The organism is Pseudonocardia sp. CA-107938 (genome assembly GCF_050936315.1).
GTDB lineage: Bacteria > Actinomycetota > Actinomycetes > Mycobacteriales > Pseudonocardiaceae > Pseudonocardia.
In genome coordinates this window covers 755156-780855 of the sequence record NZ_JBNJNA010000002.1, presented here as the reverse complement: position 1 = coordinate 780855, position 25700 = coordinate 755156, and the positions used below count along the sequence as shown (strand labels likewise).

The following is a 25700-nucleotide window of genomic DNA, read 5'->3' as shown; positions in this document are numbered from 1 at the left end:
GCAGCAGGACCTCATGCCCGCACTGGAGCGCGCTCGCCGCGAACACCGGCGGCGTCCCGCCGTCCTCGACATCGCCGTCGCCCGCGATTCACCCGTGCCGGACCCGTCCGAGGCCGCCCACTGAGGCGTGCTGCTGCTTGACGCCGGGGGCGTCTGAGTCATCGAGACAAACGAGCAAAGGAGCCCGAGATGTCAGCGCCACCCGAGCAGAGCAACTCACCATCCGCCGATGCGTCCCGCGCCGCAAAACTGACCAAGGGGACCTTGTTCGCGGCTTGTCTGTCGGTGGCGATCGCGCAGCTGTGCCTCACCTTGCCGGCCCCGATCAACGGTGCGATCCAGCAGGAATTCCAGGCGTCGGGGTCGCAGCTGGCGTGGGTGGCAACCGCGTTCATTCTGCCGACCGCGGTCCTGGAGTTGAACTTCGGCGTCATCGGGGACATCTTCGGCCGTAAACGGCTGCTCGTGCTCGGCGGTCTGCTGATGGCGGTGGGGAACGCGGTGAATGTGTTCTCCGGATCGATCGAATGGCTGTGGACCGGGCAGGTGATCGCGGGTATCGGTGCGGCGGCGTTGTTCCCGTCCTCGCTCGCGGTGATCGCGGCCGGCACGACGGAGGCGAAGCCGCGGGCGAAGGTGGTGGCCCGGTGGGCGCTGAGCATGACGGCTGCCGGGGCGCTGGGACCGCTCGTGTCCGGAGGGCTCGCGACATGGCTGAGCTTCCGGTGGGCGTTCGTGCCCGCACTGGTGATCGGTCTGGTCGTCGCCGTGATCAGCCAGGTGTTCGTGACCGACTCGAAGGCGCCCGAGGGTCGTTCTCTGGACTGGCCGGGGCAGATCACCGTGGCCATCGCGTTGCTGAGCGTGCTGTGGGCGGTGCAGGAAGGTTCGGAGAAGGGCTTCGGCTCTGCCGCCGCGATCATCGGGTTCACCGTGGCGGCGGTCTTCCTCGTCCTGTTCGTACTCGCCGAGCTGCGGTCGGAGTCTCCGATGTTGCGCCTGAGCCTGCTGCGGATCCCGGCCTTCGCCGGTTCGTCCGGGGTGGGGCTGATCGGGATGTTCGGCGTGGTCGGCGCGGGATACTCGCTGTCCATCCGGATGGGCGCCATCCAGCACCAGAGCCCGTTGCGGATCGCGCTGCCGTTCGTGATCCTGGGAGGGGTGTCGTTGCTGCTCGCCCCCGTTCTGAGCCGGTTGCTGCACCAGGTGAGCGTGCGGTCGTTGCTGGTCGGGGGTCTCGTGCCGATGGCGGCGGGACAGTTCTGGCTCGCGTTCCTCCCGATCACCGACACCTCGCTGTCGTCGGTGACCGGACCGGTGTTCCTGCTCGGCATCGGCCTGATCCTGGTGATCACGTCGCTCACCGCTGCGGCGATCAACACCGTGCCGCCGCACCTGACCGGAATGGCCAGCGCCAGCACCAACCTCGTCCGCGAGTTCGGGCAGACGCTGGGCGCCGCAGTGATCAGCGCGGTCGCGATGAGCTCAGCGGACTCGGTCCTCGGCAGCCGGCTCGACCAGGCCGGACTGTCCGCCGCGGACCGCGCGGTGGCCGACGGCGCGCTCGCCCACGGCGGACCACTGGCCCTCGTCTCGGCCGACTTCGGCCCCGCGACCGACAAGATCTTCACCGCCGCCCGCGAAGCACTTGCCCACGGCCTCACCACCGGCCTGATCGCGTGCGGCGTGGCATCCCTGATCGGCGCGCTGATCGCCCTGCTGGTGGTCAAGCCCGACGCGACCGCAAGGGTGTGAATCCCCGGCATGTCCGCAGACGCGTCCGGCCGTTGGCCCTGACCCTTCCGCCTCCTGCGTGATCGCCGTCAACCCTGCGTTCGAGCAGTGCTGGGGCAGAGCTCGAGCGGCACCGACGTCAGGCCCACTTCAGGCATGCGCGCGCCCACGGTCGGGCCGCTGACGCGGAAGGACTCCGTTGCGCGCAGGAGGTGCGTGAGGGCAACCCTGATGCCGAGGCGCGCCAGCGGCGCTCCGGCGCAGCGGTGTCGCCCGCGTCCGAATCCCAGGTGCTGGTGGATGTTCGGGCGGTCGAGGCGGAACTCGTCGGGAGACGGGAACTGGTCGGGTCACGGTTCGCGGCCGCGTAGGCGAGGGCGATCAGCTGGTTCGGCTCGATCCCGATGCCGTGCAGGGTCACCGGTCGCGACACCGTGCGGGCGAAGCCGCGGTAGCGGCTACTCAGAACGGACGACCCACTGCCGGCGCGCGTGCCGGCGCACCCGCTCGCGGTTCCCGCCGTCGCCCGAGCTACACCACCCGGCGGCGCCACCCCCGACAGCTGCAGCGGACGCCAAGCAGCGCCGGATCCACCGCAGCTGCTCAGAGGCGTCGATCGGCCGGAGACGGCGACCGTCGGCCCCCTCGTTCGTGCATCGGACACCCGCGATTGCGTGTTGCCAGTTGTGGGTGATCGCGCTCGGCCGGGTCGGTGCTCGCGATGCTGCCGGTGCTCCCGACCGTCCACAGGGCTCGCGCAGTCCGCCACTGTTATCGCAGTCCGGTCGGTGCAGGCACAGGTCGGGACGGCGTGACGCGGGGACCTGCCGTCACCGGGCGGCTGGGGCCGCCGCGCCGGCGGAGACTCTGCCGTCGCCGACCGGGAGGGCGCCGCGGATCCGGTCCACCAGCGCGATCGGGTCGTCGAGTGCGGCGCCGAGGCAATCCGCATCGCCAACGACTCCGACTACGGCCTGACACCGGTCCCAACCACCCGTCCCGGACGGACAACCCTTGCTTCCCGGCGACTTGATCTTCTACGGCTCAACCGAGCGGGTCACCCACGTCGCGTTGTACCTGGGCAACAGCCAGATCATCAACGCCCCCACGTTTCGGCCAGCCCGTCCGAGTACAACCGGCCCGCTACCAGGGTGACTGCTATGTCGGTGCCGCCCGACCCGCACCCTGGCGCTGAACTGTCCGGGCCAGCGCCATCGGCATGCGTAGAGGGTGTTCGTGTCCCCTACGCTGCGTGGATGGTCGGTACCGCGTTCGTGACCGGCGGCTCCGGGTTCGTCGGCGGGCACCTGATCGAGCGGCTGGTCGGTGCCGGCTGGACGGTACGGGCCCTCGCGCGGTCGGCTGCTGCGGCCAGCGCGGTCGCCGCGCGCGGTGCGGAGCCGGTCCGCGGTGATCTAGCGTCCGCCGAGTCCGTGCGGGCCGGCGCGGCGGGTGCCGAGCTCGCGTTCCACGCGGCGGCCACCGTGAGCGAGTGGGCACCACGCGCGGAGTTCGTTGCCGGCAACGTGACCGGCACTGCGAACGTCATCGCCGGCACCCGCGACGCCGAGGTTCAGCGGCTCGTCCACGTGAGCACCGAGGCGGTGCTCCTCAACGGCCGACCCCTGGTCCGCGTCGACGAGACAGCACCGCTGCAGCCGGCCTCGCCCGTCCCCTACGTCGCGACCAAGGCAATGGCCGAGCAGCTGGTCCGTGCCGCCGACGACGGCGTGTTCGAGACGGTCGTGGTGCGGCCGCGGTTGATCTGGGGTCCGCGGGACACGACGATCCTGCCCGGACTCGTCGACAGCATCCGGCGTGGCCGCTTCACGTGGATCGGCGGCGGCCGGCACCTGACCGCGACCACGCACGTCGCCAACGCCGTCGAAGGCCTGATCCGCGCCGCAGAGCAGGGGGAGCGCGGTCAGGTCTACTTCGTGACCGACGGCGATCCCGTCGAGTTCCGTGACTTCGTCACCCGGCTCGTCTCCACCGCAGGCCACGTCCCACCGGCGAGGAGCCTGCCGGCATCCGTGGCTGCACCGCTGGCATCGGTGGCCGAGACAGTGTGGTCGGCGGCCCGGGTGACGAGTACTCCACCGCTGACCCGCCTGCGGTACTGGCTCTCCGCGCACGAGTGCACCATCGACATCAGCCGCGCCCGGACCGACCTCGGCTACACCCCGGTCATCACCCGGGACGACGGGCTCTCCGCTCTCGCGCAGTGAGCATCCTGGACTCGACGTCGTCGATGAGCTGACGTAGCTGATCTGTCCACCGCCTGCTTCCTGGGGTACGGCAGTCGGGGCAGTGAAGGAGCGCAATGGTCGCCGCGTGCTCGAAGCGGGCACCGACCCCGTTCCCCGCCGACACCAGCACCGACAACTTGCCCGAACACCGACAAGTTCGCTCCGACAGGACAGTCGAAGTAGTGCACGGCTCTAGGACGAGCAAGTCTCCAGGCATGGCGGCGGCGCCGGCAACCGAGACCAGACTCCCGCCGAAGGACAGGCCGCTGTTCATTTAGCCGCAACGCGAGTCCAGCTGCTGGCCAGCAGCGCGCTACGACGGGTCCCCACGCCTGCTTCCTGAAGCTCAAGCATTGCGATCCAGGTTGGGCCTCGGATCCGGCGACACCGGGCGGCATCGGCGCAAAGTAGCCCGAGATGACATCGACAGCCTGCTCGAACGAGTTGGGCGTCTTCCACAGGGCAGGACCTCGTACAGCTGGAGTTCGTCCCATGGACGCAAATTGCGCGGGTTCGCTCCCAGTGGGGGTTCAGCTCCTCCCTCGGACACACATGGGAAGCCCCCGGCGTCGTCGTCGACCTCGACGCCTACCCCTGAGGTGACGGCTCAGGCGATGCCGGCCCGCACAACCTCGGCGAACCCGGCGGGGTCGACGAGGTGGGCGAAGTGATCCAGACCGGGGAGCTCCGTGATCGATGCTCCGGGGATGACCTCGACGAGCGCGCGGGCGGACTCGAGCAGGAACGGGGTCGTGGCGGTGCCGGCGATCAGGCGGGTGGGCGCGGTGATCGCCGCGTAGTGCTTGAGGTCGTCGCCGAGCGCGTCGATCTGCTCCAGCTCGCGGACCCAGGTCGGCGTGAGCGGCGCGCACGCATCCCAGAGCGGGGTTTTGCGGATCTCCGGGACCGCCACGGGCGGCACCCGCACGAAGTTGACCAGCGCGTACTCGAACGCCGCGTCCAGGTCGCCCGCCTCGACGAGTGCGCGGTAGCCGGGCAGCCGCTCGCCTGCGACCGGTCGGTCGATCGCCAGCGGCGGCTCGAACAGGACCAGCGTGCCGTCCAGCGTCTCGTGCTCGGCGTAGGCGAGCGTGCAGAGCGCGCCGTAGGAGTGGCCGAGCAGATGGGCGCCCGGTCCGGCGACGGCCATCAGCGCGGCGATGTCGGCGACCTCGGTGGCCAGCTCGTAGGCCGCCGTGTCGCCGCTGCGACCGCGGGCGCGGCGGTCGTGGACGAAGCAGGTGAAGTGCTGGGCGAGGTGCTCGGTGGCGGGGATCCACTGCTCGGAGGTGGCCACGCTGCCGTGGGTGATGACGAGTGCGGGGCCGGTGCCGCGGCGGAAGTAGCCGATCTCGGTGCCGTCGGCGGAGGTGGTCGACTCGAACTCGATGTCGGACATGGCGGACCCTTCGTTGGGCTGATGTGTCGAGGTAGAACCGGTCAGAGCCAGCGCGGAAGTGCCGTGCGGTCCGGGACCGTGACGCGCCCCGTGAGCAGGCCCGCGAGGTCGGCGGCGCTCGCCGTCACCGTCCTGCGCGGGGAGTGCCCGCCGAGCGACCATGTCCGGTCGCGGTCGGTCGGGTGCAGCGTGAGCGAGGGGCAGCCGTCCTTCGCGGACAGGGCAGCGCTCACATCGTCGAGGAGAAGGTCGACGACGCCGCTGGGCAGATCGTCCATGGCGGCGCCGAGGTCGACGGCGTGCAGCCACACCTCGCGGATCCGCATCCACGGCACCTCGGCCGCGGGGATGGCCCGGCCGAGTGCGCTGCGGACGGGGGCCTGCCACTGGGCGGGGTTCAAGGCGTGGAGCGCCTCGTCGAGCACCTCGGCCGTGCTCGCGAGCTCCGCACGGAGCCGGTCCGCCGGATGCGTCGCGGACCGTTCGATCTCCGCCGCCCGCTGCTCGCGGTCGGCGTACATCGGGGTCTCCACCCCGGTGCACGCCCACGTCGCGAGCCGGTGCAGCGCCTCCGCGTTGCGGGCGACGTGCCCGACGACGTGGGCGCACGTCCAGTCCGGCAGTGCGCTGGGGCCGCGGAGGTCCTCGTCGGTCAGCTTGTCGACGACGGCGAGCAGGTGCGCGGTGCCCTCGCGCATCCACGGCAGCGTCCGGGAGGTGTCGTGGCGGTTCATGCCGGCGCGCCGCTGAGCCGGACGGCGATGTCGGCCCGCAGGGCCTTCTTGTCGATCTTCCCGACCTTCGTGGCGGCGAGCTCGTCGACCAGGACGAGGTGCTCGGGCAGCTTGAACCGGGCCACCCCGGTCGCGTCCATGAACCCGCGGATCTCCTCGAGGGTGACGGTCGCGCCGGGCCGCGGCACGACGTAGAGGCAGACCCGCTCCCCCAGCTGCGGGTCCGGCATCGCGACCGCGGCCACCTGTGAGACCGCGGGCAGCTGGTAGACGAGGTTCTCGACCTCCTCGGCGGAGATCTTCTCGCCGCCGCGGTTGATCATGTCCTTGTCCCGGCCCTCGACGATCAGGTTGCCCTCGGGGGTGCGGCGGCAGATGTCGCCGGAGCGGTACCAGCCGTCGTCGGTGAACGCGCGGGCGTTCTGCTCCGCGGCCCGGTAGTAGCCGCGGGGGGTGTACGGGCCGCGGGTGAGCAGCGAGCCCGGGGCACCCTCCGGCACGTCCTGGTCGAGCTCGTCGACGAGGCGGACCTCGTCCGCGGGGCACATCGGGCGGCCCTGGGTGCCGCAGACGACGTCGTCCGGGTCGTCGAGGCGGGTGTAGTTGAGCAGCCCCTCGGCCATGCCGAAGACCTGCTGGAGGGTGCAGCCGAGCACCGGGGTGACCCGACGGGCCAGCTCGTCGGCCAGCCGGGCGCCGCCGACCTGGAGCACCCGCAGGCTCGCGACCTGCGCCGATCCGTGTTCGGTGGCGTGGTCGAGCCAGCGCCCGGCGACCGCGGGGACGACCGCGGTGTGGGTGACGCCCTCGTCCTCGATCGTCGCGAAGGCGCGGAAGGGCTCGGGCGAGGCGAGCATGACGACCCGGCCGCCCGCCAGCAGCGCGCCCAGGATGCCCGGGCACGCCAGCGGGAAGTTGTGCCCCGCGGGGAGGCTGACCAGGTAGACGGTGTCGGCGTCGACGCCGGCCAGCTCCGCGCTGCGCCGCGCGTTGTAGAGGTAGTCGTCGTGCGTGCGGGCGATCAGCTTGGGCAGCCCTGTGGTCCCGCCGGAGAGCAGGAAGACCGCGACGTCCGTGCTGGACGGCACGAGCGCGTCGAGCAGGACCCGGTCCGCCTGCGGGTCGCCGGGACCGCAGAGCTCGCGCAGGTCGACGCTGCCGGGGGCGACGTCGTCGCCCGCGACGAGCACGTGCCACGGCGCGTCGGTCACCGCGCGGACGTCGTCGGCGAGCTCGTGGGCCAGCGCCTGGTGGTCGAAGTCCCGCATCCGGTCCGGCACGGCGATCGCGGTGGCCTCCGCGTGCCGCGCCAGGTAGGCGAGCTCGGTGCGGCGGTGCGCGGGCAGCGCCATGACGGGCACGATCCCGGCCCGCAGGCAGGCCATGGTGAGCACCACGAACTCCCACCCGTTGCCCAGCTGCACCACGATCCGCTCCCCCGGCGCCATGCCCAGGTCGAGCAGGCGCGCCGCGGCGGCGTCCGCGCGGTCGGCGAGCTCGGCGTGGGTCAGGCGCACGCCGGCGGCGGCGTCGATCAGGGCCGGGCGGTCCGGGTGCGCGGCAGCAACCTGTCGCAGCGCGGCGCCGATCGGGACCTGGGCCCAGTAGCCCTTCGCGACGTACTCCGCGGCGAGGTCGGGTGGCCAGGGAACGGTGTGGCTGCGGATCGGGCTGGGCATCATCGGCCTCCATCGGGGGAGTCGGCCGTGCTGGGGATGACGACAGTGCTGGGGATGACGACGGCGTCGAGGGCGACCAGGCCCGTCGCGGTGAGGCGCAGCGGATTGATCTCGATCTCGGCGAGGTCGGGGTTCGCGACGAGCAGGTCGCCCAGTGCCGCGACGACCCGGCCGAGCTCGGCGGGATCGAGCACGGGACCGCCGCGCCACCCGTCCAGCAGTGCGTGTCCGGCGAGCTGGGCGGGCATCTCGGCGGCTTCGGCGGGGCCCACCGGCGCCAGCCGGATGGCGACGTCGGCCAGTGCCTCGGCGGTGGTGCCGCCCAGGCCGAGCAGGAGGATCGGCCCGAAGACGGGGTCGCGGCGGGCACCGAGCACGAGGTCGACGCCGCCGGGGGCCATGGACTCGACGAGGTAGCGCTCGGCGCCGATCGACGCGAGGGCGTCGAGCGCGGTGTCGAGCTCGGCTGCGGTCCGGATCCCGAGGTGGACGCCGCGGACCTCGGTCTTGTGCAGGACGGCGGCGTCGAGGATCTTCACCGCCACCGGCCCGCCGAGCGCTCCGAGCGCCGCGTGGGCCTGCGCCCGGGAACCGCATGCCCGGCGCGGGGTGGTCCCGACGCCGATCCGGTCGAGGAGGCTCTTGGCCTGGTCCTCGTCGTGCGGGCCGTGAATCCCGGTCGGCACCTCGGCCGGGCTGAGCGGCACCGCGGAGCGGTCCCGGATGCGGGCGTCGGCGAGCAGGGCCCCGGCCGCGGCGGCCACGCCGCTCGGGTCGGTCGCGACCGCGATGCCGGCCGCGAGCAGGTCGCGGCGTTGCTGGACGACGTCCGTGCCGGTTCCGCCGAGGCCGACCACGACCGGGACACCGGGGACCCGGCCCTGCAGCGCGGCGGTGACCAGGTCGACCGCGTCCGGCTCGTGGAGCGCGTACGCGGCGAGGACGTCGATCTCCGGATCCGAGGCGACCGTGTGCAGGATCCGCCCCAGCTCCGGCCCCGGGCGGCCGGTGTCGACCGGGTTGGCCTGGTACGTCAGCGGTGGCAGCAGCGTCGCCAGCGTGTTCCGGGTGGCGGGGGCCAGCTCCGGCACCCGCGCCCGGCGGCCACGCAGGTCGTCGAGCAGCAGCAGCCCCGGCCCCGCCTGGGCGGTCACCACCCCCACCCCAGCCGCCCGTGCGGGCCGCGCGCGGGCCACGGACAGCGCCCCGACGGCGTCGACCAGCTCGCGGATGTCGTCGACGACGACGGCACCGGCCTGCGCCAGCGCGGCGCGGGTGGTGCGCCACGAGGTGGCGAGCGCCCCGGTGTGCGAGGCGGCGAACGCCCCGATGTCGTGGCGCCCCACGACCAGCGCCACGACCGGCCGCTCGGCGGAGAGCCCGCGGACCGCCTCGACGAGCCGCGGCCCGTCGGCGACGGACTCGACGTGCAGCGCGACGGCACCGGTCGCCGGGTCGTCCGCGAGGTGGTCGAGCACGTCCGGGGCGGAGACGTCGACGGCGTTGCCCAGGCCCACGGCCAGGCTGATGCCGTGGCCGGCCTCGGCGAGCAGGAACGACAGGGCGTGGTTGACCCCGCCGCTGGCCGCGACCACGGCGACCCGCCCCGGCCGCACCTGCGCCGCGCCGGGCACGAAACTGGCGGTGACGCCGGCGTGCGGAGCGAGGAAGCCGCTGGTGTTGGGGCCGAGCACCCGGATGCCGCACTCCGCCGCGACGGCGGCGAGGCCGGCCTGGAAGCCGACGCCGGGGCCGCCGGCCTCGGCGAACCCGCCCCCGCAGACGACGGCCGCGCGGGCACCGGCCGCTGCGGCTTCGGCCACGACCGCCGCGCTCGCGGCGGCCGGGACGCAGACGACGGCGAGATCGACCGGGCCGTCCTCCACGGCGGCCGCCACGCTCGAGTACATCGTGTCGTCACGGGAGTTGACCAGGGCAAGCCGGCCGCCGCGCTCGGCGAAGCCGCGCAGCGAGCGGGCCATCGCCGCCCCGAGCTTGGCGGTGGTGCGGGAGGCGCCGACGACGGCGATCCCCTTGGGCGCGAACAGCGCGTCGAGTTCGCTCATGTCGGCACCCCGACCAGGTCGGCACGGCCGGACAGGACCGTGGTGATCGCACGGTCGCGCAGGCCATCGGCACCGTCGGCGTCCACGAGCAGTGCGGGCAGGCGTTCCTGCATCCGGGCCTGCTCGCAGACCAGGGTGCGGGTCAGCGGGGTCCCGCCGTGCACGGCGACCAGCACCGGTGCGCGCTCCCCCAATGCGGCCCACCGGCGCAGCTGCCCGAACGCCTCGGGCAGCCCGTCCTCGCCGTCCGGGGCGGTGATGCGGGCGGCCCACGCGCCGGCCATCGGCTCATCTCCGAGGGGGAGGTCACCCGCGACAGCCGTCGGCGACGTGCTCACCAACCGGCCCGGCGTCGACCATCCGCGGTGCGCGAAGGGCGTCTCCAGCGGTTCCGCGCCGTGCGCGCCGACCCAGCCGCGGTGGCTGGCCGCCACGAACTCCGGCGCCCGCCGGGCCAGGCGCGCGTCGGAGATGCTGCGCGACAGGAAGTGGTAGGCGAACTGCCACGGCTCGAACTCGTCGTGGTAGCGCCCGAAGTGCTCCCACCAGGCCAGGCTCGGTCGCGCGGCGTCCTGGATCCTGCGGACCGACGGCTGGGCCGCCGCCTCGTACGCCGCCAGCGCCGCCCCCAGGTCGTCCGCCGACGCGGCGACCGCGCGGGCCAGCTCGACCGCGTCCTCCATCGCCATCTTCGTGCCCGATCCCACCGAGAAGTGGGCGGTGTGGACGGCGTCGCCGAGGAACGCGACCGGGCGCGGGCTCATGGCGTGCCAGCGGCTGGTCCGACGAGTGCGGAAGTTGCCCCACCGCGAGTTGTTGGTCAGCAGCCGCTTGCCGTCGATCTGCTCGGCGAACAGCTTCTCCAGGTACTCCTTGGTGATCATGTCGCTGGCGCCGGGCGGCGCGGTGACGTCGAACTCGTCGAGTCCGGCCCGGCGCCAGGACGCTTCATCCGTCTCCACGATGAAGGTGGAGACCTCGTCGGAGATCGGGTAGCCGTGCACGGCGAACACCCCGTCCGGGTTGCGCTCGTGGACGAAGGTCAACCCGTCGAACAGGTAGTCGGTCCCGAACCAGATGAACTTCGCGGTGGCGGTCTCGACTGCTGTACCCAGACCGACGCCCAGGTCCGCCTCCAACTGTTCCCGGATCCGCGAGCCGGTGCCGTCAGCGGCGACCACGAGGTCGTACTCGTCGAGGTCGGCCAGCGTGACCTCGGTCGAGAACCGCAGCTCCGCCCCGACGTCGCGGGCGCGAGCCTGCATCAACGCCAGCAACGTCCGGCGCACGACGGCGGCCATGCCGTTGCCGCCGCACCGGATGCGCTCGCCCTTCAGCCGGACCTCGATCTCGTCCCAGTGCTTGCCGTGCTCCGTCAGGGCCTGGCGCAGCACCGGATCGGCCTCGTGGATCCCGGCCAGCGTGCGGTCGGAGAACACCACGCCGAAGCCGAACGTGTCGTCGGCGCGGTTCCGCTCGAAGACGGTGACCTCGATCGACGGGTCGGCGCGGCGCAGGAGGGTGGCGAAGAACAACCCTCCCGGCCCGCCACCCGCGACGGCGACCCGCATCGCTCAGTCCCCCTTGACGACGGCGTTGTGCTGCTCGCCGACGCCCTCGACGCGGGTGACGAGCTCCGAGCCCTCGGCGAGGTAGCGGGCCGGCTTGCGCGCGTGCCCGACCCCGCCCGGCGTGCCGGTGGCGATGAGGTCGCCCGGCACCAGGGTGATGATCTGCGAGATGTAGGCGACCAGGTCCGCCGGTGAGAACACCAGGTCGGACGTGTCCGCCTGCTGCACGACGTCGCCGTCGACCGTGCAGGAGATCTCCCCCGGCAGGGCATCGGTCACCAGCCACGGCCCGACCGGGGTGCTGCGCTCGAAGGTCTTGCCCTGCAACCACTCCACCGATCGGAACTGGAAGTCCCGGGCGGTCACGTCGTTGACCACCGTGTAGCCGGCGATCGCGGCCGCGGCCTGCTCCGGAGAGGCGTGGCGCACCTCGGCGCCGATGACGACGCCCAGCTCCGCCTCCCAGTCCACCTGCTCCGAGCCGGCCGGCAGCTCGACGGGGTCGTAGGCGCCGACCAGCGCGCGGGCGAACTTGGCGAACAGCGTCGGGTACTCCGGCAGCTCGCGGCCCATCTCCAGGATGTGGTTGCGGTAGTTCAGCCCGACGCAGAACACCTTCTCGGGGCGCGGGACGAGCGTGGCGTAGTCCAGCCCGGCCAGCTCGTGGCGGGTGCCCGACGCCGACTCCGCGGTGGCGCGCCAGTCCGGGCGGGCCAGGAACTCGCCCAGGTCGGCGGCACCGAGCTCCACAGCCGCCTCGTCGTCGACGCGGACCGCGGCGGTTCCGGCGGTGGTGCGGATGGTCGCGAGCTTCACGAACGGTCCTCTCGAGCGGTGCGGGAGAGGCCGAGTGCCTCGAAGACGGGGGCGTCGGAGTAGGCGAAGGCGTCGAGCCCGTCGGGGCCGGCGTCGAGGGCGAGCCCGGCCCAGGACGGGACGCAGAACAGGTCACCCTTGCCGATCTCGTAGTGCTCCGCACCGACGGTCACGGCGCCGGAGCCCTCGAACACCTGCCAGACCGACGAGCCGGCGGTGCGGGTCAGCGCGGTCGAGGTGCCGGCGCGCAGCCGGTGCATCTCGCAGCGCATCGTCGACAGGCAGTCGCCGGCGGTCGCCGGGTTGGTGAACCGCACGACGGCGTGCCCGGGCTCGACGACGCCCGGATACCCCTCGGCCTCCAGCTCGAGCTGGGCGGTCAAAGCCGCGTCGGTGTGCTCCCAGCGGTACGCCATGAGCGGGGATGCCTTAGGGGCGGGCGCGCCGACCGGGGTGAGCCCGGGATGGCCCCACAGCCGCTCGTTGCGCGAGACCGCCGGGGTCTCCTTCGTCGCGAGCACGTCCGGCCCGAACTCGAAGAAGCCGGCGTCGAGCGTGCGGACCAGCGGGATGTCCAGCCCGTCGATCCAGGCCATCGGGTGGTCGGTGGTGTTGTGGTGCTCGTGGAAGTGCATGCCCGGGGTGAGCAGCAGGTCACCGCGCCGCATCGCCACCGGGTCGCCCTCCACGTTGGTCCACACGCCCTCGCCCTCGACGACGAACCGGAACGCGGTCTGCACGTGCCGGTGCGCGGGCGCCTCCTCGCGCGGGCCGAGGTACTGGATCGCCGCCCACAGCGTCGGGGTGGCGTACGGCGTGCCCGGCAGGCCTGGGTTGGCCAGCGCGATAGCGCGCCGCTCCCCGCCGCGACCGACGGGGACCAGCTCGCCCGCCTGCTCCGCCAGCGGCAGCAGGGTCGACCAGCGCCACAGGAAGGGCACCGCGTCCGGCCGCGGGCTGGTGGGCATCAGCCCACCGATCTGCGTCCAGAGCGGAGTCATGTGGGCCGCCGCGAAGTTCGCGTACAGCTCGTCGAGCTGCTTCTGCTCCTCCGGCGTGATCTCGGGCACCGTTGCTGACACGCTCACCAGAATACAACCAATCTGCGACGACCGTCCATGATTTGTCACGCTTTTGCGGCGGGTGACGAACTGGCCGGAAGCTGCGCGTTCGCGTCCGCTCGCACGCGCGGGACCAGGGCGATCAGGAGCGCCCCGGCCAGCGCCGGCACGGCGAACCCGTAGAAGTTGAACTCGAACCCGATCCCCGACGCCAGCACCCAGCCACCGAACAGCGGCCCCACGACGGCGCCGGCCCGGCCCACTCCCAGCGCCCACCCCAGGGCCGTGGCGCGCACGGCCGCCGGGTAGTGCACGGCGACGTAGCCGTTCACGAGGATCTGGGTGCCCACGCTGCCCAGCCCGGCCACGGCGACGGCCACGAGGAGCAGCCCGGTGCCGACCCGCTGGCTCAGCACCAGCAGGCACGCAGCGGCGAGCACGAACGCCGCGACGGTGACCGACTTCGGCCCGAACCGGTCGGCCAGCCGCGAAGCGGCCAGCGCGCCGGCGATCGCGCCGAGGTTGAGCACCAGCAGGAACGTCAACGCCGAGCCCAGCGGATACCCCGCCTGGCGCATGATCTGCGGCAACCACGTGTTGAGCCCGTAGACCAGCAGCAGCCCGCAGAAGCTCGCCGCACCGAACAGCAGCGTCGCGCGGACCAGCGAGGGCCCGAACAGGGAGCGGACGCCGCGACCCTGCGCGGGGACCGCTGCGGATCCGCCGGCCTCGGCGCGGACCGCGTCCAGGTCCAGGCCGTAGGTCGTCGCCGTGGCGGCGGCCTCGTCGACGCGACCCTTGGCCATCAGGTAGCCGACCGATTCCGGCAGGAACCACCACGCCAGGGGCAGGACCAGCACCAGCGGTGCGGCGCCGAGCCCGAGCAGGAGCCGCCAGCCGTGGTCGGCGAGCAGGTTGAGCGCGAGCACCGCGGCCAGCACGCCGCCGACCGAGTACCCGGCGAACATCACCGCGTTGTAGAACTGGCGGCGGCCGCGCGGTGCGTACTCGACGGTCAGCGCGATGGCGCTCGGGATGACCCCGCCCAGGCCCAACCCCGCGACGAAGCGCAGCAGGCCGAGGACCTCGGGACTCGGCGCCATCGCGCACGCGACCATCGCGAGCGAGAACCACGTGATGCCGACGAGCAGGATCCGTCGCCGTCCGAGCGCGTCGGTCAGCACGCCGGCACCGAGCGCCCCGATCAGCATCCCCACCAGTGCGTAACTACCGATCGCGCCCGCCTGCGCCGGGGTCAGGCCCCAGTCGCCGAGCAGGCTCGGCACGATCGACCCGTACACGATCAGGTCGTAGCCGTCGAAGACGATCGTGAGGAAGCACAGCGCCACGACGAGCAGTGGTGAGCGACGTCCGGCGCTCCTGGTCGGGTCCGACATGTCGCCCACACTCCCGTCGACGCACCTCCTGCCGCCATGGCAGGCGCGGAGGAAGCTACAACGAATAGCCGACGGACGTCCAGAGTGTGAAACTATTCGGCCTTGAGGTCACCCGGTGTCGGAGAGCGGGACGTCCCCACGCAGGAGGTCGTCGACGAACGCCTCGGCCGGCGCGCGGAGCAACCCGTGGGCACTGAGGAACACCTCGTGGGCGCTCCTCCCCGACCAGCCCTCCGGCAGCAGCTCCGCGGGCAGGTCCGGGTCCCGGAACGGGAAGTGCCGGTAGTCGATCACCAGCCGCATGCGCTCCACGAGCGCGTCCGCGCCGGCCAGCTCTCCCGCCCGGTAGCCGGCCAGAGCCGGGCGGTAGCGCAGGAGCAGGTCCGCGTAGTCACGGTCGAGCGCCTCCAGGTCCCACGCCCGGGAGGCGATGTCCCGGTCCGAGGTCAGCCCCGTCGAGCGCGAGAGGAAGGTGTCGAGCCGCACGGACGGCTCGGCCGCGAAGGCGGCGCGGACGGCGTCGAGCCGGTCGTGCGGGCTCAGCCAGACCGACGGCGCGATCGGCCCGAAACCCAGCCAGGCCAGCTTCTTCCGCAGCTGCTCGCGCAGTGCACGATCGGTCTCGGGGACCGAGTAGATGACGGTGCGCCAGTAGCCGTCCCACGGCCCCGCCGCCCGGTCGAAGATCCGGGCCCGTCCCTCGTCGAGCAGCTCCCACGCCGTGGGCGTCAGCGCGTACACCGTCTCCCGGCCGTCACGCCTGCTCTGCAGCCACCCCTCCTTGCGCAGCCGCGTCACCACCACCCGCACCGTGGTCTCCGGCACGTCGAAGCAGCCCATCAACGCCACCAGCGCACGCAGCCGGACCTCGCCACCCCGGTACCGGAGGTAGTCACCGAACAGGTCGAACACCAGCGACCGCGCCTTCATGCCGGCCCACCTCCGCAGCTTGCCCTCGACGAGGGTAGGCGGTGGCCACCGCATCCACGCGCAGGGTCGAGCGTGTCACTTCTCCGACGGTCGCTCGCCGCACGCAGCATCACTGGCGGCGAGGTCGAGCCGGCCCGTCCCCCGTCCGCCATTCACCGACGAGTGCCGCGGACCGGCGGTCACTCCTGGGGATCCTCCTGCGCGCCGTCGCCCGGCGCCGGGTTCTGCCCGGGCTGGTTGGGCGGCACGCGCAGCGGGGGCAGCACCTGCAGCGGAAGCTGCGGGGCGTTGCCGACCTCCGCGGGGAGCGGCAGGCCCTTCGTGATCCCGCCGGCCGGTGCCAGCGGATCGGCCGGCCGGTAGGTGCCCGGCTTCGCCAGGCCGCCGGAATCGGTCCCGTTGAACGACTCCGTGCGGTCGCAGCCCAGCAACGTCACCGTCAGCGGGCCGTCGGTGGCCACCTCGAGCCGGGCCCCGCAGCTCACCCCGGCCCGCTCCGGGTCGACCGTCACCCGGCCGACCCCGGCCGACCGGATCACGAGCGCGTCGGCCTTCGGCGCCGGCACCGGTGCCGCGAGGCTGCGGTGCTCACGCAGGTACGGGTTGACCGGCGAGAAGTGCCCGTCGGTCGATCCCACCTCGCGCTGCGCCGCCGGCACCGGCGCGTCGGCGAGCCCGAGCCCCTTGCTCACGACGTCGATCGCGCCGAGCTCGGCTCCGCGGGTGTCGATGCCCGACAGCCAGTAGGCCCGGTCCGCCACCAGCCCGGACTGCGGGTCGTCCATCAGCGGGTTGCGCACGAACGTGACGTGCGGCGGGTCCACCGCGCGCGGCCCGTCGCCGAACCACTTCGTGGCGATGCCCCACATGCCGTTCTTGCACATCGTGAGGTGCTCGGCGGCGAGCCCGACCCAGCTGTAGAACTCGTAGTCGTACTCGCCGGCCGCGTACGCCGCCGCGCGCTCGCGGGTGATGTTGTACGGGATGAAGTCGTCGTTGACCCCGGCCCACTCCATCACCGGCTGGTTGCGCCGGTTGGGCAGCATGTCCGAGACCCGCGATCCGGCCTCGTGCTTGGTGAGGGTGTCGACGCCGAGCACGTCGCCGACCTGGTCGGCCACCGCGTTCAACCCCGGGAACGACGGGGCCACGTTCAGCCCGTCGCAGATGAACGCGCGGGAGAACACGTCCGGGAAGCTCAGCGACAGCTTGTTGGCCATGTAGGCGCCGGAGGAGAAGCCGCCCATCGCCGTGCGGTCGGGATCGAGGTCGTAGTGCCGCCGCGCGTCGGCGATCGCCTCGAACACTGCGGCGCCGCTCTCCCCGTAGCCCCACTCGTCCTGGCCACGGGCGTCGACGTCGATCACCATCGTCGGGTCGCCCGGCCGCTGCGCGAACTGCCGGAAGATGTCGCGGTCACCGGCCACGTCGTCGCCCGGCCGCAGCGCGTAGCCGTTGGTCCACACCAGCGACGAGTAGCCCGCCGCCGGCGCGGGCGCCTCGGGCACGTAGACCATGTAGCGCTGCAACCGGCCGGGCAGGTCGGGCACGCAGTCGTCGCGGCACGGCCAGCCGAACGCCAGGCTCGGCCGGCCCTCGCTGCCCGCACCCGTCCCGGTCTGGATGCCGCTCTGCTGGGTGCCGGTGCCGGCCGGCGGGCCGCCGGGGTCACTGGGCAGCCGCCGGCCCTGCGCCTTCTCGAACTGCGACGCGAAGATCCGCGTCAGGTAGCCGCTGCTGGGGACCCCGGACTCGTCGTCGGCGCCGGCGGCGAGCTTGCCGAAGTCCACGTCGGCGAAGAACGGCGAGAGGTCGCCGTCGGCGATCGCCTTCTTCTGGTCGTTGTCGCGGTAGGGCGCCTCGAACGGCTCGTGGAACCGGAACGCCGCGTCGAAGAACGCCGACGGCGTCGGGTCACCGGCGATCGCCCCGCCCGGGTGCGTGGCATCGGCGACGGCCTGAGGGACGAGGTAGGCGTCGCGGGCGCGGTCCCACAGCCCGGCGGCCGCGGCGATCCGCTGCTTCCCCGCGCCGGGATCCCACGTGGCGTGCGGAACCCGGATCTGCACCTGCCGCCGCTCGACGTCGACGCTGACCTGCGGCGATCCGACGACCGCTCCGGTCCCTGCGTCGATGATGTCGCCCCCGGTCCCGTGGACGGTGACGAACCTGTCGGCCGGGAGCACCGTGTTCGCGCCGTGCGGCGCCGGACGCGGGGCATCGCCGCCGAGCGCCAGCGTCAGACCGAGCAGCTCGGGATCGGTCATCGTGTTCATCGTGACCCGGAACGCGGTCGCGTCGCCGTCGGGTCGGATGCGCACCTCGACGATGTCGGCCGCGTTGCGCCGGTAGGCCGGGTCCTCGGGATAGGTGTAGTTGCGCAGCATCGTGTCGTTGGGCCAGCGCCACTGCGTGCCGCCGCCCTGGTCGTCGTACACGCAGCCCTGGTGCACGTACTCGCCGGCCCGGTAGGCGCTGGTCATGCAGATCCCGATCGGATCAGCCCGCCAGATCCCGGTGTTCTGCAGCTGGGGCGCGTCGAACGCCGCAGCGCGCAGCAGCTCGGGACCGGTCCCGTCCGCTGCAGGGTCGGCGGCTGCTGCCGGCACTGCCGCGGCGATGCCCGCCCCCAGCACCGCGGCCACCACGACCACCCAGCCCGATCGCCTTCTCACGTGGGGTTCACCTCGCCCCTCCTTCGCCCCGCACACCGCCGTGCGAGGTTCGACCGCTCAACGAGCCGATCCACGAGAAGTGACGCCTCAGTGACGATCGGAGAGAAAGTGGCACTTATTAGGCTGAACGGGTGAGGCCACCTGGATGCGACCTCGGGACGAGATCGTCAGCCGCGCCTTCCGCGCGCACCTCGTGTCGTCGAGGTAGACGACGGTGTTCTCGTCGCCGACCGCACGGCGGATCTCGGCGGTCGCGACGTCGGGGTCCTGGGCCCGGTCCACGGCCTGCTCGGCCCGGTGCAGGACTGGATCCGCGGCTGCGGCTGATGGACGAGTGCGGCATCGAGCAGGCCGCGCGCGTCCCTGCTGTCCCCGCGGCCAGCAATCGCGATGCTTCGGCGCGCCGATCCCACGTCACCGATCGCGACCGCTGTTCAGACCATCCGAACCGGCAGGAGCAGCCGAGCTCCTGACCTCACCGGACCTGGGGCGGTCCGGTTGCGCGCCGATGACACCTGTGGCCGGCTGTTCGTCGACCGCAGCCGCAATCGCAGTAGGCGCCGGTGCAGCTCCGCCGACTGCGGCAACCGGGCGCGCGCCCGCCGCCACCGCTGACCGGCGTCCCACGGCTGGGGTCACACGACCGGGCCCCGTGAGAGCATGCGGGGCCACAGCAGCACCCAACGACGGGATCTGACGATGGGGCGCGACGAACCCGTTGCCCGCGCCGAGCGGTTCGGGCCGTACGAGCTGGTGGCGCTGCTCGGCCGGGGCGGCATGGGGGAGGTCTTCCGGGCGTTCGACACCGGGCGCCGGCGGACCGTGGCGCTGAAGCGCCTGCCGCGGCACCTCGCGGGTGATCCGGCGTACGAGGCACGGTTTCGTCGGGAGGCCGAGGTGGCTGCTCGGCTCACCGAGCCGCACATCGTCCCGATCCACGACTTCGGCGAGATCGACGGCCAACTCTTCATCGACATGCGACTGGTGAGCGGCCGCGACCTCGGCGAGGTCATTTCCCGCTCCGGCAGGCTGTCTGCTGCGCGGGCGATCGGCATCATCGCCCAGGTGGCGAGCGCGCTGGCCGCCGCGCACGCAGAAGGGCTGGTCCACCGCGACGTGAAGCCGTCGAACGTGCTGGTCAGCGTCAACGAATCCGGCGAGGACTTCGTGCACCTCGTCGACTTCGGGATCGTCCACGACCGCGGCTCGACGGCACTGACCGCCACCGGCTCCACGATCGGCACGATCGACTACATGGCACCGGAGCGGCTGCTGCACGAGCACTGTGACCACCGCGTCGACGTCTACTCGCTCGGGTGCGTGCTCCACGAGGCGCTCACCGGCTCGAAGCCGTTCCCGGTGCAGGGTTCGGCGGCGAAGATGTACGCCCACGTGCACACCCCGCCGCCCCGCCCCTCGGCGGCGGTGCCCGGACTGCCGGCCGGTCTCGACGCCGTGGTGGCGACGGCGCTCGCGAAGGACCCCGACGCCCGCTACGCGACGGCGACCGGGCTCAGCGCCGCCGCCAAGGCGTGCCTCAACGTTCCCTCGCGAACCACGGATCCCGGCTCCGCCGAGCCGACCCGCACGACCGAGGTACCCCCGCCGGTCGCCCCGAGCCCGCCGCCGACCGTCACGGCCCGGCCCGTCCCCCGCCCGCTGACGGAGACCGTGCGGGCGGCCGCCGATACCGACCGTCACCAGCCGGCACCGGGCGCGCGCCGGCGGGGCCCACTGATCGCGGTGGGCGCAGTGCTCGTGGCTGCGGCCACCCTCGCCGCCGCCATGCTGCTGTCGCCCCGCACCGAGACCCCGATCGGCCCCGGCGGTGGAGACGCGACGGCCGCCGCGTCGCAGCCCACCGCGCAGCAGACCGCGCAACCGACCCCGACCGTCCCGCCACGAAACACCTACGCAGTGATCACCGCTGTGGACGGCACGCAGACGCGGGTCCTCCCGTCGAGCGTCCAGCTGTGCGGCTCACCCATGAGCGATGACCTCGGCTTCGACCTCGTCCGCCTCGAGGTGTACTTCGTCGGCCCCAAGGCCGTCGCGGTGCGGTGGGTCGTGGCCGGCCGGGAACCCACGACGGAGGACGTCGACCGTCCCTGCGACGTCTACGCCGAGGACGGGAACACGATCCACAGGTTCGACCTCGCGAAGGTGCGGTCGATCGCGTTCCGCTATTGACCTGCCGTCCGGTGACGAGAAGTGCCGGGCCTGGCTGTACCTGCCCCAAGGCCCGCAGCCCCATCCGGTGATCGTCATGGCCCACGGCCTGGGCGGCATCCGCCAGATGCGCCTGGATGCCTACGCCGAGCGCTTCGCCGCGGCCGGCTACGCCTGCCTGGTCTCCGACTACCGCCACTTCGGGGCGAGGGCCATGCCATCGTCGCCACGGCCCGCGACGGCGGCATCGCCGCCACGATCGCCCAGTGCCCCTTCACCGACGGCCCGGCCTCGGTGCTGGCGATGGATCCGCGGAGCTCGGTCAAGGTCGCCGCCCGCGCCGCGCGCGACCTGATCGCCGCCCGCCTGGGTCGGTCCCCGACGCCGTGCCTGGTTACCTGGGGCTGGTCGAGTAGCCCGCTACGCATGTCAGCACGCGCTCGCGTCCCGATCATCGGGTCAGCGCCAGCACCCGGCGCCATCCCCGAGGAGGGACATGCTCATGAGAGCCGCCGTGCTCGCGCTGGCATCGGCATTCGCCCTGCTGTTGGCCGCACCGGCGTACGGACAGGTCACGGACGGTGGGCTGCGGCCCGCCCTCTACGGCATCCCGAACGTCTTCATCAAGAACGTCAAGACCGGCAAGTGCCTCACCATCGCCGGCGGGACGCTGCCCGACAACAACATCCACGCCGTCCAGTTCACCTGCGACAACGACGCCTCCCGCCGCTGGGACATCACCGGGTACGGGGCCGGCGTGCAGATCCGCAACGTCAAGACCGGCAAGTGCCTCACCATCGCCGGCGGCACCAGCTCCGCCAACAACCTCGTCGCCGTCCAGTACACCTGCGACTCACACCCGTCCCGGCAGTGGCAGATGATCAGCTACGCGGGCAACACGCAGCTGAAGAACGTCATGACCGGCAAGTGCCTCACCATCGCGGGCGGCACCAGCTCCGACAACAACATCGAGGCCGTGCAGTACGACTGCGACGCCGACACCTCCCGCCAGTGGACGATCGACTACCCACCGGAGAGCGGCGAGCTGATCAACATGAAGACCGGCCAGTGCGTCACGCCGGAAGGGTCGTCGGTGGAGAACAACGCCCGCATCCTGCAGACCCCGTGCAGCAGCGGGCCCCTCATCCAGTGGGCCTTCGACGCGCAGCCGGACGGCGCCTTCCAGGTCCGCAACGCGCGCAGCGGCAAGTGCCTCACCATCGCCGGTGGCACCAGCGCGGACAACAACGTCGAGGCGGTGCAGTACAACTGCGACACCGACCCATCGCGGCGCTGGGTGCGCACGGGCGACGGCAACTTCCAGCTCCGCAACGTCCAGACCGGCAAGTGCCTGACCATCGCCGGCGGGACCAGCCCGACCGCGGGCCTGGCGGCCGTGCAGTACACCTGCGACACCGACCCGTCGCGGAGGTGGAACTCGTTCTGAACGGCCGCCGCGCGGCGGGGCAGGCCGGCTGCTGGTAGGTCATCGACACTCCCAGTTCGCCGTACAGCTCGCACGTACGGTCGGCGAGCACGCCGACCAACCCGCCAGCGAACCCGTCGCGATCTGTGGCCCGCTCATCCGCCGGCGCACGGCGGGCTTCGCCTGCGGAGCAGCTTCCGCCGCGTCACGACGACGGCGGACGTCCACTCAGCCGGCGCCGCGAGCGCGAGGCGACCTCGGTGATGTCCACGGGCCGCTCACGACCCGGCGTGGCTGGGCACGGGAGATACGCGGGAGGGTTCGCCGCCGACGGCGAGCGCGACGACGCTGACGATCAGCACGCCGATGACGTAGGCGGCCACCGGGTACCACGACCCGCCGCTGCCGGCGAACAGCGAGCCCGCGATCGCCGGGGAGAGCCCACCGCCCAGCAGCGTGGCCAGGCCGTAGCTCACCGCGACGCCGGAGTAGCGCACCCGGGCGGAGTCGAACAGCTCCGAGAAGTACGCCGCGATGGGGCCGTACATCACGCCCTGGACGCCGAGCGCGACCGCCATCGCCACGAAGGACAGCGGCACGGACCGGGTCTCGAGCAGCCAGAAGAACGGGAACACCCACAGGATGGTCAGGAGGTTGCCGGCGAGGATGACGCGGTAGCGGCCGATGCGATCGGACAGCCGCGCACCGGCCAGCACGCCGACGATCATGAAGACGGTCCCGACCAGCAGGGCGCTCAACACGAGGTTCCGCGCGATCCCCAGGCTCGCGGTCATGTAGTTGATCGCGAACGTGTTGACGACGTAGACCCCGGCCGCCGCGCCCAGACCCACCAGGCAGCCGAGCACGATCCGGCGCCACGCGGTGCGGAAGGCCTCCACGATCGGGATGCGGGCCTCGGCGCTCTGCCGTTGGACGTCCACGAACGCCGGCGACTCGGCGAGCCGCAGGCGGATGTAGAGGGCCACGCCGATCAGGACGACGCTGGCGAGGAAGGGGATCCGCCATCCCCAGCTGAGGAAGGCGTCGCCGGTCAGCACCGAGGAGAGGGTGAACGCCGCGGTGCCGAGCAGCAGGCCAGCGGGTGCGCCGAGCGAGACGAAACCCCCGTACCAGCCGCGGCGCTCGTCCGGGACGTGCTCGCTCACCAGCACGAACGCGCCGGGCTGCTCACCGCCGACGAAGAACCCCTGCACGAGCCGGAGCACCGTGAGCAGGATGGGGGCCCAGACCCCGATGGTGGCGTAGCCCGGCAGCAGGCCGATCAGGACGGTGGCGGCGCCCGTCACGGACAGCGTGAGCACGAGCATCCGCTTCCGCCCGAGCCGGTCCCCGAAGTGCGCGATGAACGCGCCTCCGATGGGCCGGATGAGGACACCGGCACCGAAGGTGGCGAAGGCGAGCAGGACACCGACGCTCGGGTCGAAGGTCGGGAAGAACAGGCCGTCGAAGATGAGCGCTGCTGCCGTGCCGAACAGCAGGAAGTCGTACATCTCGAGCATCGTGCCGATGCCGCCGGCTATGGCGACCCGGCGATGGTCCCGGAACGTCGGCGTCATCACGGTGGAACCACTCATGGCGCTGCCCTTCGAGGAAGCGGGGTCCGGAGCAGTCGGTCGGAGCGACCGGGATCCGGGGGACGGTGGGCGGGCCGAGCGCGCGGCGGCCGCGAGCACGTCGGGGACCGCGGTTGTGGCGCGTGGCTCGACGTTCAGATCGGGGTGCCAACGATCGAGTAGACGGTAACAGTGTCGTATTCTCATCGTCAAGGTTGCGATGATTAGACCTGTGATGACCTAGTGGAGGTGTGGCGCCGGGACCGTCGCCGGCAAGATCGCCGACACCTGCGGGCAGCGGTTCGGTCCAGGCCCAGTCCGCGTGGTGTCCTGCTCTCCGACGCGGCCGCGTCCATCACCGGCCAGAGCGGGCCTGCGCCGGCGCGCGCACGATCACGTCCGGATCGGGAGCAGGCGCATACAGCCGCTCGACGAGGTCGGCGCGGCGCTCGAGCACGACGCGTTGGTTGAGGTAGCCCTTGTCGGTGATCTCGCCTGCGTCGAGGTCGGGTGGTTCGGCGCAGAGCAGCAGGCGAGCCACGTGACCCGCGGAGCCCGAGCCCTCGGCCAGCGCGGCGAGGGTGTCGGCGAGGTGGCTGCGCAGGACCGGGTGATCGAGTGGGAGGCCGTCGTCGGCGGTGACGCCGCACAGCTCCTTCGCCTCGGCGGGATGCAGCCAGGCCAGGGCGGTGACCTCGGCTCGGTCATGACCAGCGATGACGGCGTCGGCCAACACCCGAGTCGCCGACAGGAGCGCGCCGCGCACCGCCGCGACGCTCACCCACGTGCCGGTGGTCAGCTTGAAGTCCTCGGCGATGCGACCGTCGAACATCAGCCCCATGTCGGGATCGGACTCGTCGACGACGACGACGGCGTCCCCGGTGCGGTAGAAGCCCTCGTCGTCGAACGCCGCGGCGGTGGCATCGGGCCGGCCGTGGTAGCCGGGGGTCACGTTCGGGCCCTTCAGGCGGATCTCCTGCTTGCCGCCTTCCGGGACCAGCTTCACGGTCACGCCGGGCAGCGGAACGCCGATGCACCCGCAGCGCGAACCCGTCCAGTGCGCCGAGGTGGCGGCGGGCGCCGTCTCGGTGGTGCCCCATGACGAGGTGAACGGCACCGGGTGGTCGGAGTGCTGCTCCACCAGCCGTTCGAGGCGGTCCCACAACGCCTGCGGCAGCGCCGCGGCGGCGTAGAACAGCAGGCGCAGCCGGGAGAAGAAGTGCCGGGCGAACTCCGGGTCCTGCTCCAGGCGCGGGACGAGCATGGCGTACCCGGCCGGCACGTTGACGTAGACGGTCGGCGCGTGCCGGCGAAGGGCGGCGATCGTCTGGTCGAACCCCGCTGGGGTCGGGCGGCCGGCGTCGATGTGCAGGGTGCCGCCGTTGGTCAGCGCCAGGTTCAGGTTGTGGCTGCCGCCGAACGTGTGGCTCCACGGCAGCCAGTCGACGAGCACGGGTGGCTCGTCGACCAGGAACGGCCACACCTGCCGCATCATCTGCTGGTTGCTCGTCAGCATGCGGTGGGTGGTGATGACGCCTTTCGGCGTGCCGGTGGACCCGGACGTGAAGAGGATCTTGGCGACGGTGTCGGCGGTGACCGCATCGAACGCAGCGTCCAGTCGCGGGCCCGCATCGGTGGCGACGAGATCGGTGAAGCTGTGCGCGCCGGCGCGCGTCCCCCTCGAGACCACGACGGCCGGCGGCGACGGAGACGCGGCGAGTACGGCGTCGAGCGCCGCGCCGAACTGCGCGGCGTCCTCGGCGTGGACCACGCCGGGAGACACGAGCTCCGCCATGGCGCGGATCTGGCGGTGATCGGCCGACATCAGCGAGTAGGCCACGCTCGCCGGGACGGCGGGCACGCCTGCGCAGTAGCAGCCCAGCGTCAGGAGCAGGTGATCGAGCGAGTTGCCCGACAGCAGGAGCACGGGCCGGTCCGGCCCGGCACCCAGGTCGAGCAGCGCCTGTCCCACCGAGTCGGCCTGCCGTCGCGCCTGGGCGAAGGTCAGTGTCCGTCGCTCTCCCGACGGCTGCGGGGCGCTGGCGAGGACCGCGTCCGGGGTCGCCGTCGCCCAGCGCCGCAGCTCCTGGCCCAGGTGCTCGGCGTGTGGTCCGAGCGGGACTGCCGACCGGAGCAGCACGGAGTTGTCCGGGCGCGGTTCCGCGACGATCGCGGGACGGGCGAAGGTGCGCACGCCCGCGTCGATGTTCGAGGCCATGG

Annotated in this window: 20 protein-coding genes; 7 read left to right on the top strand and 13 right to left on the bottom strand. The window is 72.5% G+C overall.

Features of this window, described 5'->3' with window-relative positions; genetic code table 11:
• Positions 1-189 precede the first annotated feature (189 nt).
• On the top strand, positions 190-1755 hold the full coding sequence (locus tag ACQEVB_RS36605) for an MFS transporter (protein ID WP_432982975.1): 1566 nt from the start codon (positions 190-192) through the stop codon (positions 1753-1755).
• A 68-nt stretch (positions 1756-1823) separates the two neighbouring features.
• On the opposite strand, the gene ACQEVB_RS36600 is transcribed toward ACQEVB_RS36605, so the two are convergent.
• Positions 1824-2024: a cytochrome P450 gene (locus tag ACQEVB_RS36600; protein WP_432985490.1), complete on the bottom strand. Its 201-nt coding sequence runs from the start codon at positions 2022-2024 to the stop codon at positions 1824-1826.
• 724 nt (positions 2025-2748) lie between these two features.
• On the opposite strand from ACQEVB_RS36600, the gene ACQEVB_RS36595 reads away from it, so the two are divergent.
• Together ACQEVB_RS36595 and ACQEVB_RS36590 are read left to right on the top strand one after the other, a co-directional pair.
• Complete coding sequence (locus tag ACQEVB_RS36595; RefSeq protein ID WP_432982972.1) at positions 2749-2889, top strand: NlpC/P60 family protein; 141 nt, start codon at positions 2749-2751, stop codon at positions 2887-2889.
• A gap of 101 nt (positions 2890-2990) precedes the next feature.
• Entirely contained in the window at positions 2991-3962 is a 972-nt protein-coding gene (locus ACQEVB_RS36590) for an NAD-dependent epimerase/dehydratase family protein (RefSeq protein WP_432982969.1), read from the top strand.
• A gap of 628 nt (positions 3963-4590) precedes the next feature.
• Here the strand turns inward: ACQEVB_RS36590 and ACQEVB_RS36585 are convergent.
• The 10 genes from ACQEVB_RS36585 to ACQEVB_RS36540 all read right to left on the bottom strand — a co-directional run bounded on the left by ACQEVB_RS36585 (position 4591) and on the right by ACQEVB_RS36540 (position 18311).
• The gene (locus ACQEVB_RS36585; RefSeq protein WP_432982966.1) at positions 4591-5382 is read right to left on the bottom strand and encodes an alpha/beta fold hydrolase; all 792 of its coding nucleotides are present in this window, start codon (positions 5380-5382) and stop codon (positions 4591-4593) included.
• A gap of 41 nt (positions 5383-5423) precedes the next feature.
• On the bottom strand, positions 5424-6080 hold the full coding sequence (locus tag ACQEVB_RS36580) for a maleylpyruvate isomerase family mycothiol-dependent enzyme (RefSeq protein WP_432982963.1): 657 nt from the start codon (positions 6078-6080) through the stop codon (positions 5424-5426).
• 32 nt (positions 6081-6112) lie between these two features.
• Entirely contained in the window at positions 6113-7795 is a 1683-nt protein-coding gene (locus ACQEVB_RS36575) for a (2,3-dihydroxybenzoyl)adenylate synthase (RefSeq protein WP_432982960.1), read from the bottom strand.
• On the bottom strand, positions 7795-9861 hold the full coding sequence (locus tag ACQEVB_RS36570) for an acetate--CoA ligase family protein (protein ID WP_432982957.1): 2067 nt from the start codon (positions 9859-9861) through the stop codon (positions 7795-7797). Before ACQEVB_RS36570 ends, ACQEVB_RS36575 begins: the two co-directional genes overlap by 1 nt.
• On the bottom strand, positions 9858-11432 hold the full coding sequence (locus ACQEVB_RS36565) for an FAD-dependent monooxygenase (protein ID WP_432982954.1): 1575 nt from the start codon (positions 11430-11432) through the stop codon (positions 9858-9860). Before ACQEVB_RS36565 ends, ACQEVB_RS36570 begins: the two co-directional genes overlap by 4 nt.
• Before the next feature lie 3 nt (positions 11433-11435).
• Positions 11436-12248, bottom strand: a complete 813-nt coding sequence (locus ACQEVB_RS36560) for a fumarylacetoacetate hydrolase family protein (protein WP_432982951.1) — start codon at positions 12246-12248, stop codon at positions 11436-11438.
• Positions 12245-13330, bottom strand: coding sequence for a cupin domain-containing protein (locus tag ACQEVB_RS36555; RefSeq protein WP_432982948.1), 1086 nt, complete (start codon positions 13328-13330; stop codon positions 12245-12247). Before ACQEVB_RS36555 ends, ACQEVB_RS36560 begins: the two co-directional genes overlap by 4 nt.
• A 44-nt stretch (positions 13331-13374) precedes the next feature.
• On the bottom strand, positions 13375-14706 hold the full coding sequence (locus ACQEVB_RS36550; RefSeq protein WP_432982945.1) for an MFS transporter: 1332 nt from the start codon (positions 14704-14706) through the stop codon (positions 13375-13377).
• A 108-nt stretch (positions 14707-14814) separates the two neighbouring features.
• The gene (locus tag ACQEVB_RS36545; RefSeq protein WP_432982942.1) at positions 14815-15636 is read right to left on the bottom strand and encodes a PaaX family transcriptional regulator; all 822 of its coding nucleotides are present in this window, start codon (positions 15634-15636) and stop codon (positions 14815-14817) included.
• Positions 15637-15815: 179 nt separating this feature from the next.
• Positions 15816-18311: a hypothetical protein gene (locus tag ACQEVB_RS36540; RefSeq protein WP_432982939.1), complete on the bottom strand. Its 2496-nt coding sequence runs from the start codon at positions 18309-18311 to the stop codon at positions 15816-15818.
• A 390-nt stretch (positions 18312-18701) separates the two neighbouring features.
• Here ACQEVB_RS36540 and ACQEVB_RS36535 point away from each other — a divergent pair, with 390 nt between their 5' ends.
• The 4 genes from ACQEVB_RS36535 to ACQEVB_RS36520 all read left to right on the top strand — a co-directional run bounded on the left by ACQEVB_RS36535 (position 18702) and on the right by ACQEVB_RS36520 (position 21927).
• Positions 18702-18926 (top strand): CGNR zinc finger domain-containing protein, encoded by a 225-nt coding sequence (locus ACQEVB_RS36535; protein ID WP_432982936.1) that lies wholly within the window; start codon positions 18702-18704, stop codon positions 18924-18926.
• 84 nt (positions 18927-19010) lie between these two features.
• Positions 19011-20501, top strand: coding sequence for a protein kinase domain-containing protein (locus tag ACQEVB_RS36530; protein ID WP_432982933.1), 1491 nt, complete (start codon positions 19011-19013; stop codon positions 20499-20501).
• Between the two features lie 76 nt (positions 20502-20577).
• Complete coding sequence (locus ACQEVB_RS36525; protein ID WP_432982930.1) at positions 20578-20835, top strand: hypothetical protein; 258 nt, start codon at positions 20578-20580, stop codon at positions 20833-20835.
• Positions 20836-20982: 147 nt separating this feature from the next.
• A complete protein-coding gene (locus ACQEVB_RS36520; RefSeq protein ID WP_432982927.1) occupies positions 20983-21927 on the top strand; it encodes an RICIN domain-containing protein in 945 nt (314 codons plus the stop codon).
• Positions 21928-22184: 257 nt separating this feature from the next.
• On the opposite strand, the gene ACQEVB_RS36515 is transcribed toward ACQEVB_RS36520, so the two are convergent.
• A complete protein-coding gene (locus ACQEVB_RS36515) occupies positions 22185-23501 on the bottom strand; it encodes an MFS transporter (protein ID WP_432982924.1) in 1317 nt (438 codons plus the stop codon).
• A 334-nt stretch (positions 23502-23835) separates the two neighbouring features.
• The gene (locus ACQEVB_RS36510) at positions 23836-25698 is read right to left on the bottom strand and encodes a feruloyl-CoA synthase (RefSeq protein WP_432982921.1); all 1863 of its coding nucleotides are present in this window, start codon (positions 25696-25698) and stop codon (positions 23836-23838) included.
• Positions 25699-25700 lie beyond the last annotated feature (2 nt).

What these genes read in the sequence shown, in the direction of transcription:
- ACQEVB_RS36520 (WP_432982927.1), top strand. Translation starts at nt 20,983, where the DNA reads ATGAGAGCCGCCGTGCTCGCGCTGGCATCGGCATTCGCCCTGCTGTTG.
- ACQEVB_RS36525 (WP_432982930.1), top strand. Translation starts at nt 20,578, where the DNA reads ATGGCCCACGGCCTGGGCGGCATCCGCCAGATGCGCCTGGATGCCTAC.
- ACQEVB_RS36605 (WP_432982975.1), top strand. Translation starts at nt 190, where the DNA reads ATGTCAGCGCCACCCGAGCAGAGCAACTCACCATCCGCCGATGCGTCC.
- ACQEVB_RS36515 (WP_432982924.1), bottom strand. Translation starts at nt 23,501, where the DNA reads ATGAGTGGTTCCACCGTGATGACGCCGACGTTCCGGGACCATCGCCGG.
- ACQEVB_RS36510 (WP_432982921.1), bottom strand. Translation starts at nt 25,698, where the DNA reads ATGGCCTCGAACATCGACGCGGGCGTGCGCACCTTCGCCCGTCCCGCG.
- ACQEVB_RS36575 (WP_432982960.1), bottom strand. Translation starts at nt 7,795, where the DNA reads ATGCCCAGCCCGATCCGCAGCCACACCGTTCCCTGGCCACCCGACCTC.
- ACQEVB_RS36590 (WP_432982969.1), top strand. Translation starts at nt 2,991, where the DNA reads ATGGTCGGTACCGCGTTCGTGACCGGCGGCTCCGGGTTCGTCGGCGGG.
- ACQEVB_RS36535 (WP_432982936.1), top strand. Translation starts at nt 18,702, where the DNA reads ATGCTTCGGCGCGCCGATCCCACGTCACCGATCGCGACCGCTGTTCAG.
- ACQEVB_RS36570 (WP_432982957.1), bottom strand. Translation starts at nt 9,861, where the DNA reads ATGAGCGAACTCGACGCGCTGTTCGCGCCCAAGGGGATCGCCGTCGTC.
- ACQEVB_RS36585 (WP_432982966.1), bottom strand. Translation starts at nt 5,382, where the DNA reads ATGTCCGACATCGAGTTCGAGTCGACCACCTCCGCCGACGGCACCGAG.
- ACQEVB_RS36550 (WP_432982945.1), bottom strand. Translation starts at nt 14,706, where the DNA reads ATGTCGGACCCGACCAGGAGCGCCGGACGTCGCTCACCACTGCTCGTC.
- ACQEVB_RS36545 (WP_432982942.1), bottom strand. Translation starts at nt 15,636, where the DNA reads ATGAAGGCGCGGTCGCTGGTGTTCGACCTGTTCGGTGACTACCTCCGG.
- ACQEVB_RS36565 (WP_432982954.1), bottom strand. Translation starts at nt 11,432, where the DNA reads ATGCGGGTCGCCGTCGCGGGTGGCGGGCCGGGAGGGTTGTTCTTCGCC.
- ACQEVB_RS36530 (WP_432982933.1), top strand. Translation starts at nt 19,011, where the DNA reads ATGGGGCGCGACGAACCCGTTGCCCGCGCCGAGCGGTTCGGGCCGTAC.
- ACQEVB_RS36580 (WP_432982963.1), bottom strand. Translation starts at nt 6,080, where the DNA reads ATGCGCGAGGGCACCGCGCACCTGCTCGCCGTCGTCGACAAGCTGACC.